The sequence below is a fragment of the Fulvivirga sediminis genome (genome assembly GCF_016757215.1).
Classification (GTDB): Bacteria; Bacteroidota; Bacteroidia; order Cytophagales; family Cyclobacteriaceae; genus Fulvivirga; species Fulvivirga sediminis.
In genome coordinates this window covers 265,306-276,367 of sequence record NZ_JAESIY010000008.1, presented here as the reverse complement: position 1 = coordinate 276,367, position 11,062 = coordinate 265,306, and the positions used below count along the sequence as shown (strand labels likewise).

At 38.7% G+C, this 11,062-nt stretch carries 7 protein-coding genes; 1 reads left to right on the top strand and 6 read right to left on the bottom strand.

Annotated features, from left to right (window positions below; all coding sequences use genetic code 11):
- The 3 genes from JL102_RS15770 to JL102_RS15760 form a co-directional block, all read right to left on the bottom strand.
- On the bottom strand, positions 1–1,041 hold the full coding sequence (locus JL102_RS15770; protein ID WP_202245390.1) for a PorP/SprF family type IX secretion system membrane protein: 1,041 nt from the start codon (positions 1,039–1,041) through the stop codon (positions 1–3).
- The gene (locus tag JL102_RS15765; RefSeq protein WP_202245389.1) at positions 1,038–5,003 is read right to left on the bottom strand and encodes a PKD domain-containing protein; all 3,966 of its coding nucleotides are present in this window, start codon (positions 5,001–5,003) and stop codon (positions 1,038–1,040) included. Before JL102_RS15765 ends, JL102_RS15770 begins: the two co-directional genes overlap by 4 nt.
- A 141-nt stretch (positions 5,004–5,144) precedes the next feature.
- Positions 5,145–5,330, bottom strand: a complete 186-nt coding sequence (locus tag JL102_RS15760) for a T9SS type A sorting domain-containing protein (RefSeq protein WP_202245388.1) — start codon at positions 5,328–5,330, stop codon at positions 5,145–5,147.
- A gap of 379 nt (positions 5,331–5,709) precedes the next feature.
- Here JL102_RS15760 and JL102_RS15755 point away from each other — a divergent pair, with 379 nt between their 5' ends.
- Positions 5,710–7,635 carry a cellulase family glycosylhydrolase gene (locus JL102_RS15755; RefSeq protein WP_202245387.1) on the top strand — a complete coding sequence of 642 codons (1,926 nt, stop codon included), beginning with the start codon at positions 5,710–5,712 and terminating at the stop codon, positions 7,633–7,635.
- A 63-nt stretch (positions 7,636–7,698) separates the two neighbouring features.
- Here the strand turns inward: JL102_RS15755 and JL102_RS15750 are convergent, their stop codons facing one another.
- The 3 genes from JL102_RS15750 to JL102_RS15740 all read right to left on the bottom strand — a co-directional run bounded on the left by JL102_RS15750 (position 7,699) and on the right by JL102_RS15740 (position 11,045).
- Entirely contained in the window at positions 7,699–8,427 is a 729-nt protein-coding gene (locus JL102_RS15750) for a tetratricopeptide repeat protein (RefSeq protein WP_202245386.1), read from the bottom strand.
- Between the two features lie 42 nt (positions 8,428–8,469).
- A complete protein-coding gene (locus tag JL102_RS15745; RefSeq protein ID WP_202245385.1) occupies positions 8,470–9,882 on the bottom strand; it encodes a CCA tRNA nucleotidyltransferase in 1,413 nt (470 codons plus the stop codon).
- A gap of 116 nt (positions 9,883–9,998) precedes the next feature.
- Positions 9,999–11,045, bottom strand: coding sequence for a PorP/SprF family type IX secretion system membrane protein (locus JL102_RS15740; RefSeq protein ID WP_202245384.1), 1,047 nt, complete (start codon positions 11,043–11,045; stop codon positions 9,999–10,001).
- Positions 11,046–11,062 lie beyond the last annotated feature (17 nt).

Sequence of the window (11,062 nt, the reverse complement as noted above, 5' to 3'; positions counted from 1 at the left end):
CTAAAAAATCCTACAAGGTACCGCATAACTTCCTTTATCACTTTTCTTTCGGCCTCTATAAATAAATGATATTTCAAAAACACCAGGGTTAGAAAAATCTACCTCTTCCACCTCTGCAATTTCTTTTAGGCCTGAGATTGAAAAATCATAGCTCACATGCAGCTCTATGCCTTGATATGTGCCGCCGGCATACAGAACAAGATATTCAGCCCACTGGGTAAAAGTACCTAAATCTACCCTAAATCGTTTGTGTTGATCTACTGTATATTCACCTACTATACCACTGCTCACTTCTGTTTCATTTTGCTGCAGGCTAACCAGCCATCTCGGCACAAGCGCTACTTTCTCGTTTACAGTATATTTCACTTTACCAGAAATAAGCTTTCTATTCATATGAGCATATGAAAGGGAATCGCTAAAAAAACTCTCTTGCGGCTGAACCATATTGAGCCATGACGCATAGATACTGGTTTGCCATTTTTTGTTGATTAAAAAGCTGTAAGCCAAACCTGCTCCCGCATCATAGTTAGCCATATTATCGCTAGAGAATGGCTCCCCATTAGGCGCATTAAGATCAGGCACAAAGCCTACATACTGGCTTTCAAAAGTAAGTTTATTAATATCAAAAGATGAAATGGTGTAGCTTAAATTAATACCTAAAGAAAGCCGATGTCTCCCTTGAAAATCTAGTGGATGATGATACGCGGCTGATACCCCAAGTTCCTGACTCTGCATGAGTCCTTGCCCCAAGTGGTCATCTAAAATATAAAAGCCTACCCCCCAGCTATCGCCAGAGTAAAAACCTCGGTTGAACTTCATATCTCCGGCCACACCAAAGGTCTGAAACTCAGAATCTATACTATTCCATTGCTTTCGATAAATACCAGCCACCCGATAAGCCTCCTGAAAATTACCAGTAGCTGCGGGCTGCATAGATAGCGGAAAATTAAAAAATTGGGTAAATTTCACCTCTTGTATCTGAGCTTGACAAACAGAAATAAACAGGCAAAAGATGACTACCAGTAAGCCAACTAATCTCATCTTAAAAGCGTTATATTCTTCTTAAAATTAAAATAGGTATCATAAGCTCCAGAAGCTTGAACATGAGCAATATACACCCCTGCAGGCTGTGCTCTATCATTATAAGTACCATCCCAAACGGCATTTACATCACCCCCAGCATCAAAAACCACCTGTCCGTGGCGGTTATAAATTTTAAACGTGTGTAGTTTCTTAATGCCTTGCTGAATCAACCTGAACTCATCATTTTTACCATCATCATTTGGTGAAAAAGCCGTAGGAATATCTAAGTAAACATTCAGGTCTAGTAGTACTATAAGCGTATCCTGACATTCATAAGTATTGGTAACTATATGAGTTAAAGGGTACTTGGTTATGGCATCGTAAGTATGTATCGGATCTCGCTCCTCTGACGTACCTCCATCACCAAAATCCCAGTAATAAGAAATGATATCTCCTTCAGAATCATCATAAAACTGAAAAGGAATAAAGGCTTCTACAAAACCTCCCTGCACTTCTACCCCTGCTCTAGGTGATGGTTTTATGTAAATCCTCTGGGTTAGTGTATCAAAACAGCCTATAGTGGAAGATGAAACCAGGCTTACAGGATAAGTGCCTGAATTTTCAAAAATATGGCTTGGATTTTCTTCGTTGCTGGTAGTGCCATCAGGGAAAATCCATTGGTAAGTGGCTATTTCACCATCTCCTGGAGTAGTAGTGTTAGTGAAAGGAACAGGGCTTCTTTCACAGCCTTCATCAAACTCAAAATCTATATGAGGAGGAAACTTGATGTTAACAGGTATTGCTGAGGTTGTTTTTTCACAACCCGAAAAACGATTAATCACAGTAAGTGTAACCCAATATTGGCCACCTCTCTGATAGGAATGAGTAATCATCGGAAACGGCACCTGACCTTCCAGAATTTCACCATCTCCAAAATCCCATCTGTAATCTGTAATATTTTCAAACTCATCCCTGAAATTCTCTTTAAATAAAACCGGCACCTTTGCGCATAGGTCGCCATCTTCAACTAGGAAACTTGGCTCGGATAGCTCATCTGCAAACCCGCTCATTCTATCTGTATCAGTACAGCCATTGATATCAGTGGCTGTAAGGGTTACTGAAAACTGTGCTCGCTCTTTAAATGTATATATAAGCTCATTGTCAGTACTAATAAAATGCACTCCCGATTTTTGGTTATAAACATCCCATTCTACTGATTGAATCTTCTTTGTAGATTCATAATTAAATATAATTTCATCGCCTTTACAAAAACGGTCTTGCGATGCCTTTATCTCTACCTCAGGATTTTCATGCACTATCATTTTTTTAGAAAAATCAGTTTCACATGAACCGGTAGCATCATTGTTAAAATTATATCGAACCTTAAGGTCAATATCATACTCACCTGGAGCATCATACATATAGTTTAACACTCTCAATGTATCAAATGCCAGCGTATCCTTAAAATCATAAGTATACTTATCAATGTGTGGTCCCTGCGGCCCTTCTAACCCTATGAAATCACCCAAGCAGATCTCTCCTGAAGCGGGTGTAACTTGATAGTTATTGTCAATAGAGGTATTGTAAACATATTTTCTGGTAAATGATTCACAGCCGTCATCATCTTTCACTACCAGTGTTACTGCATAATCTCTTTCATTAGTAAAATCATGCTTTGGAGAAGGTACTGAAGACGTATTGTTAGCGCCTGAAGCAGGATCGTCAAAATCCCAACTGTAGCTGGTAATAGTATTTACATACTCTACTGTTTTATCATGAAATTGAATTACATCTCCAGCCTCGCAATATGGATCATATGAAAAATTAGCACGCAACGGATAGGTAACGCGAAGACCATCAGAAGAAGTACACCCCACCTCATCCGTAACAGTAACAGAATAATCTCCTGAGCTACTAATCCATATATCCGGAGTAGAAAGACCATTGTTCCATTCATATTGAAGAGCACCTGTACCCTCCTGTATGATAAAGGATTGCAACAAAGAGTCTGGGGAGCTACATTTCAAATAAAAGCTATTTTGACGTAATCTAACAACAGGACTCGGATCTATATGAAAGGTTACTGTTTTCACATTTTCACATCCACTAGAACTAATACCTGTTACTGTGAACGGGTAGTCTCCTTCCTTATTAAATGAACAGCTCACCTGATAAAATAGAGAATCTGTTTTTACCTTTCTAATCACCGTATCTCCCAAATCATAAATAAGAGTATCTAGAAAACTACACGTATCACTGACCGGCAGTACGAATAACTTAAGTGCTTCATAAGTGCAGTGTCCACTAAGGTTAATACTAAATTCTGGCGGATCACATATTATTATTTGTTTTGTAAAACTATTAGTACAAGCAGCAGGACTATCATCAGTAACTGTGAGCGTTACATCGTAGATATCTGCCTTGGCAAAGGTATGCTCTGGATTCTGCAGATTGGATGTACCTCCATCTCCAAAATCCCATGACCAGCCTACTATCTTTTTAGCTGAATTTCTATGAACAGAACTATCTGAAAAATTAACCGGAATACCTGCGCAACGTGGTATGGCTCCGAAATTAACCAAAATTTCATTTTCAAAGTTAATACTGTCTTTATAAGAACAGCCTATCTCGTCAGTAACAATAAGTCCATAGCCACCAATCTGTGCTTCCAAAGTGGCTTCGGTTGAGCCATTACTCCATTTATAGTCATAATTACCCTGCCCTCCATTTATAGCAGGGTCTAGCAAAACTCTATCATCACAAGCTATTAACTCATCTTTTCCCAAATCAAAAACGGGCGCTGAATTAACTGTTACTGTAAAGGTCTTGGTGGTAATACCCGGAATAGGACAATAGTTATCACTAGCCTGAACCACAAACTGATACTCACCAGCATCAGTTACTGATGTATTCCATATAATTCTGCCTTGAGGATTGGGCGTGTCATTATTTGCCACCATAAAGGCCCGAAGAGGACCACTCAACAATGAAACTTTAATTCCTGCAGGCATATCCTCATCTGAAACATCAAAGCTAAGATTGATACTTTCTCCTGCGCAAACGCTGTAAGAATCTGAACTTACCTCTTTAAAATCAGATATCTCAGGTAGTTTGTTTTCACAGTCAATACTTGTTACCTGAATACCTCTACGCACCCAGCCTATTAATTCGCCATTTCTATATTCTTCTACCTTATAATCTGTTATGCCTACCTGATATGCTGCTGAAGGTAAGATGTTAAAAGTTAAGTCTCCACTGTTAGGGTTAAATACAGGATCATCTTGAAAAATCATGAAGTTAGTGGCATTGTAACCATGAGCACTTGAATACACCACCTCAGTATTGTAGTTTACCTTAGGAGTAGCCAAGGCATACCTTAACTCATCTCCATCTGGATCCACAGCACCATTATTAAAGGTGTATTCCTGATTGCTACAAGCATTAACCAATGCTGGCCCTGAAAAAGTAACTGAGTTATTACAAGCGGCTTTCTGTGTATTAATAGAAGCTTCTATAAAAAAATCTTGGTACTGCGGAGTGATAAGGTTGGTAATCATCTCACTTCTGGCCGCACGCTGCCAGAAAAATCGCCAATCTTCACTTGGCTCATAAGCTTGTAGGTTAACCACTCCTCTATAAACCACTTTTTGAACTCCCAGTGCTGTACCTCCATTACAGGTGGTGACCGCCGAACTACAAGCCAACGGCACCTCTTCTACTGAAGATTTGTACACGTTAAACGAAAGTGGATTTGAGGCTTCTATTCCTAAATCTGTAGCGTAATAATTGATAGGGTAATATCTCTCCAAGATGGCTTGAGATCCGCAATCACTATAAATAGTTAAGAAAATCTCATAACGGCTATTACCAGTGCATCGGTAAGTTAATTCTCCTCCTATAATATGAGACGCCTTGGTAATATTATAGCATAGTATTAATCCAATTACTACAAGTAATTGAAATAGGTATCTTAGGTTCACTAATAAAAAATTTAGTCAACCGATACTAATCATTTTGTGTGACCAGATCGATTCTTAAAAAATAAAACCAACAATAATGTTATTATTCAGCAATAAACTATTAAGCAACAAATATAGAAATAATATTACTCAGAAACAGATTTATTTTATCATAATCCTCTTTACCACCGACTTACCTCCTACCTCTAATACCAATAGGTAGATACCAGGCTTGTTGTCTTCTAAAGCTATTTCACTGCTCGAAATGGTATTTGACTCCTCAGCAAAAGCTACCTCGAACTCAGGAAACTGGCGCAGCTCCACAAAAGAATTTGCTTCTACAACCACAGCTTTATACAATACTTGAAATTAAACACCCCCTTAAAGAACATTCAACTATCAATTCTAGAACCCAAAGATTAGCTCACCTGTATTAGCTTCTTCGTATGATTTTAAGACATCTCAGAAGATCACGCTATAATACAATCAAACAGCTCTTTGTTTTTAAAATCAAACACTATTCATAAACAACTAATTAACAGCACCTTAAAAAATGATGACGTAATAAATTCATTACAAATAAAATTCAGGCGTAATTAAAGCGTAGCGATATATTTATAATTTGTGTGATGTTTTACTATGATTGCAAACGTTACCGGTAATTGTTTTAAGTTATATGTTCAACTAAATCTATTATAATATGAAATGTCTTTATTTCATTAAAAGAATGTTTGCATTCTTTTTTATCATAGCCTGTTCGAGTATAGTCACTCAGGGGCAGTACCTGCACACACAGGGCAATCAGATTGTAGACGATAACGGCAATACTGTTTTTATGAAAGGTATTAATCTGGGGAACTGGCTATTGTGGGAAGGTTATCTTATGATGGGTGATTTTGAGTACCGAACTCATACACAATTCTTTAATGGTGTAAAATCTGCCTTTGGAGGCAATTTAAGCCAGGCGATTGAATTTGAGCATCAGTGGCGATTGAATTATGTAAACGAACAGACTATCATTGACCTGAAAAACATGGGATTTAATTCTGTAAGAATTCCTTTTCATTTCAATTTGTTCTGGGACTGGAATAGCGCTAGTGTATCGAATCGTGGCTTCCAGTATATTGATAGGGTTGTGAATTTTTGTCGAACCCATGGTATGTACGTGCTTCTTGACATGCATGCTGCTCCTGGTTATCAAAACCCAGGAGACCATAGTGATAATAATGATTCCAACTCCAGCCAACCGAGAGAGTCAGTCCATTTTTGGGATGGTAACAACATCAGTATCGCTTCTCAGGTCTGGCGTCATATTGCCAATCACTACAAAAACGAGCCCGTAATTTGGGGATATGATCTTCTTAATGAACCGGTACCTCAACCAGGCAGAGAGTATGAGTTGATGCCTTCAATGATTACTATGCGTAATGCCATTCGTGAAGTAGACAACAACCACATTATAGTGGCCGAAGGAAGCTGGTGGGGGTCGGACATGTCCAAGCTAGACTGGCAAGATGGCTATACACAAAGCCAAACAGGTGTGTATGCTAAGTGGGACAATAATTTAGTATATCAAACACACCATTATGCCAATGATGTTTCCGCACTTAATGATAGGTTAGCCACTACCAACCGGTTGAATGTTCCATTAATTTTAGGAGAGTACGGTGAGAATGACATGTCTGTGCTCAGAGAAATGACTGATTGGTGTATTAATAACAACGTTGGCTACTTTCCTTGGTCTTTTAAGAAAATGTATCATGATCGATGTCTATGGACCATCCATCCTGGCAGTGAATATAATCAAGTAAGGGATTATATTAAGAATGGAGGAACCCCACCCGCTAATGCCTATAATAATATGATCAGTTTCTGCCAAAACAACATAGGTAATGGCACTCCTGGGTTTACTTTTCATCAGGGGTTTTATGAGGCAGTAAAGTTTACAGGTAGCACGAATGATAATAATGGAGCACCTATTGGCCAAACCATTTGGTTGAGAGGAAGTAATAACAGGTATGTATCTTCAGAAAATGGTCAGTCAGGAATAATGTGTAACCGTGCTTCGGTTAGCAACTGGGAACAATTTACAGTAATAAGCACTACTGACGGAAAAGTTGGTTTAAAAGGATCTAATGGCAAGTTTATATCTTCAGAAAACGGCGAATCAGCGATGATGTGCGATCGGAATTCCATTAGTGGGTGGGAAGCTTTCGATTGGATTGATATGGGGAGTGGCTCAGTAGCGCTTCGCGGTTTCAATGGAAAGTATGTGTCTTCTGAAAATGGTGAATCTGCCATGTACTGTGACAGAGGCTCTATTGGAGGATGGGAAGTTTTCGACTGGGGAACTTCAGGAAGTTCAGCTAGAATAGCCAAAACTGCTCATGAAGAAGTATTCAGATCGAATTCATTAGCATACCCTAATCCGGTAATTAATAATACTTTCACTCTTGATTTGAGATATCTCAACCTGGCCGAAGATGAAAAGCAGCTCATCATCACAGACCTGGCTGGAAAGATAGTCTTTGAGCTCAATATTGTCTCTGAAATGAGTGAAATACACCTTCCTTCAAGATTAGATAAGGGAATATATCACTTAACAATTAAATCTGGGGAAATGAAAAAAACCACTAAACTGATCCTGCAATAAAACAAAAGGCCATCTCCCTAACGTAATAATGGAGATGGCCTTTATATATTTTTTATTAAAGAGCTATTTCTTTTGCTCTATCGCTTCTAGGTTTTGCTTTGCCAAGATAAAATCAGGAGACACCTTCAAAGCTGCTTCAAACTGCTTTTTAGCTTCTGACTTTTTTCCCTGCCCCTGAGCGTTTAACCCCTTAAGGTTCAGAATGGCCACTTTGATAGGGTACTCCTTCTGCTTCTTATCTGCGGTTTCATACACCACTGTTAAAGAATCAGCCTGAGGTTTACTCAACAGGATATCTGCATTGGCAATACTCTCATTATATCTTTTTAAATCATACTGTAAAAAGGCAATTTTATATAGCGTTTCAAAATCGTCTGACTCTAAATGCAGTGATTCGTAGGTATCTAAGGCTTTATCTTTCACCCCTAAATTTTCATAGCTTACCGCCAAAATTTCCATGGCTCCCGTATGCTTAGGTTTCATTTGTAGAATATCTTGAGAGCTTATAGCTGCAGAAGCATACTGCCCCGTTTGTAGGTATAATGCTGACAATGAATATAATATAGAATCGTTTTGAGGATTTTCTACGTATAGATTATAAAGTGCGTTTTTGGCCATACCATAATCATTGTATCTCATAGCCATACCGTACACCCTGGCATAATGACCAGAAAGAACCTGTCCTGCTGAAGGAGCTTTCCTTTCGTCTGGTTGCTGCTCGTCTTGACCAAAGGCAGTGAGCGTTACAAATAAAGAAAAAGCAAGTATAGTAGTTCTTCTAAGAGCTTTCATTTTTGTTAGGTTTTGTAGTTAAGACCGACAAATGTAATGAATTTATTCAGTTGAAAGCCCTTTCTGGGATGCAATATCCAGCATAAACTTCCAGGCGTCTTCTTTATTATTAGCTATTTGTCCTTCAAGAATAGCCTCTTTAATCTCTTCCTTAATCTCTCCAATTACTCTTCCAGGCTTAATTTTAAAATGACTCATAATCTCCTCTCCACTGATAGGAGGTTGAAAATTCCTGATACGGTCCTTCTCTTCCACTTCTAGCATTTTCTCCTCTACCTTTTTGAAGTTAGCCAGGTATCGCTTCACCTTACTATCATTCTTAGAAGTTACATCAGCCTTGCACAGTGCCATTAGGTCTTCGATGTCATCTCCAGCCTCGAATAACAGCCTGCGCACTGCTGTATCAGTAATATTATCTTTCACCAAAGCTATAGGTCTTAAATGAAGCCTAACAAGCTTCTGCACATAATGCATTTTATCGTTTAAAGGTAATTTAAGCTGCCTGAAAATCTTAGGTACCATTCGCGCTCCTTTATCTTCATGACCGTGAAAGGTCCACCCTGCTTTTTTATGAAAACGTTTAGTAGCAGGCTTAGCTATATCATGCAAAATAGCAGCCCAACGTAGCCATAAATCATTTGAGTGCTTTGCCGTATTGTCTAGTACCTGAAGTGTATGGTAGAAATTATCCTTATGTGATTTACCATCTATGACATCTACTCCGTGCAGATCCATCATTTGAGGAAAGACATGAGTTAACAGACCGGCATGAAATAACAGCTTAAAACCATAGGAAGGTGTCTTGGCTAGAATTATTTTATTCAGCTCATCACTAACTCTCTCCTTAGACACTATGGCTATTCTTTCTGCATTCCTTGCTATACCATCAAAAGTATCAGGGTCTATATCAAAGGTTAGTTGTGTAGCAAAACGAATGGCTCTTAGCATGCGCAAAGGATCATCTGAAAAAGTAATATCAGGATCAAGCGGCGTTTTTATCATCTTCCTTTTCAGGTCCTTCTGCCCTCCAAAAGGATCAAGCATTTTACCATAAATATCAGTAGACAGGCCTATCGCCAGAGCGTTAATGGTAAAATCTCTACGGTTCTGATCATCTTCCAGCGTACCATCTTCTACAATAGGCTTACGGCTGTCCCTTCTATAAGATTCCTTTCTAGCACCTACAAACTCATATTCCCAATCTCCTGCTTTTACCTGTGCCGTTCCAAAGTTTTTAAATACAGAAAGATGAGAATTGTCTAATTTTTCAGCTACTTTCTTCGCCAACTCTATGCCGCTACCTACACAAACGAAATCTATATCTTTAGAAGGACGCTTGAGTAACAAATCTCTTACATACCCTCCTATTACGTACGCCTCCACACCTAGCTCATCTGCGGCTTGTCTTACTACCTGAAAAATAGGTTTTTTCTCCAGCTGATCTGTATAATCCATATCACATGAGTCACATAATCGAGATATGACTTTTTATTCCTTAATTTGGTTAAGCGACAAAGTTAGTATTTAAATTAAAAAGTCGCCTCTGTGATATTACAAACTGTTTTAAATCTCTAATTCCAAAATCCAGATTTACTATTAAATGAAGGGCACGGAATCAATTTCATGGCTTTCTTTTTCTTTCGCTTATCATTAGAAAACTCATAAACAAGTGAGATCTCATGCGATCCTCCCGTGGTAGTTCCTAAGCCAGAAACTGTAAAGTCATAACTGTATCCTATTTGCAGGTTCTTAAGCATAAAGCTCATTACCAAAACCAAAGCATCTCTCTGAACTATTTGCAAAACTTCACCCTCATTATCTATATCATCTTTAATGGGAATACCTCTGTACCACACCCCTACTGCCACAGGATCGATATGATATTGTAAACCAACATCTAATTGTTGAAATTGAGAGCCTTGAAACTTGTACACAAAAGAAGGAGTAATGTATGATACTCGGGCCAATTTTCGAGGGCCTGAATACAATGGCAGCTTCATGCCTCCATGCACGTTTACCTTAATAGGCAGCCTACTCTCATCACCTAAAATGGATATATTAGGCTTATTCATATGATAAGAGGCTACACCAAGCCACAAGCTGCGATTATAAAGTACCATTCCGGCAGAAAAGTCGAAGAAATTCTGATTTCCTAATCGATTTACTTCCGGGTCAATTGACTGCCCGTCATACTCAAGTCCATCTCTTAGCATAAGTTTTGAACGATCAAGACCATTACTTCCGTAGGCAAAATAAAGGCCTGGAGAAAACACCCAGTTTTCACTCAGCCTTACTTTATATGAATATAAAAATCCCACATAAGAGGTTCTCCACCCCGCTGACCCCATTTTATCAGTGGAAGCCATAATTCCAAAACCACTTCTTAGCTCATCAACAAACACATCATATGATGCTGAATAAGTAGAAAATGCCTGCGGTAAGTTAGGCCACTGCAACCTATGGTTAAAAGTGACTCTATGCTCTTGAGTAATTCCGGTAAACCCTGGATTTAAGTATAATGGTGCTGAATAATATTGTGAAAACTGAGGATCTTGAGCCCTCACCTGACCTGTAGCACTCACTAACACCACTACAGCTATTATTAAAAATCGATACATACGCTAGCTCTTAAAAA

Bases quoted from the DNA above. Each gene is read 5' to 3' on its own strand.
- JL102_RS15770 (WP_202245390.1), bottom strand. From the start codon at position 1,041: ATGAGATTAGTTGGCTTACTGGTAGTCATCTTTTGCCTGTTTATTTCT.
- JL102_RS15755 (WP_202245387.1), top strand. From the start codon at position 5,710: ATGTTTGCATTCTTTTTTATCATAGCCTGTTCGAGTATAGTCACTCAG.
- JL102_RS15750 (WP_202245386.1), bottom strand. From the start codon at position 8,427: ATGAAAGCTCTTAGAAGAACTACTATACTTGCTTTTTCTTTATTTGTA.
- JL102_RS15745 (WP_202245385.1), bottom strand. From the start codon at position 9,882: ATGGATTATACAGATCAGCTGGAGAAAAAACCTATTTTTCAGGTAGTA.
- JL102_RS15740 (WP_202245384.1), bottom strand. From the start codon at position 11,045: ATGTATCGATTTTTAATAATAGCTGTAGTGGTGTTAGTGAGTGCTACA.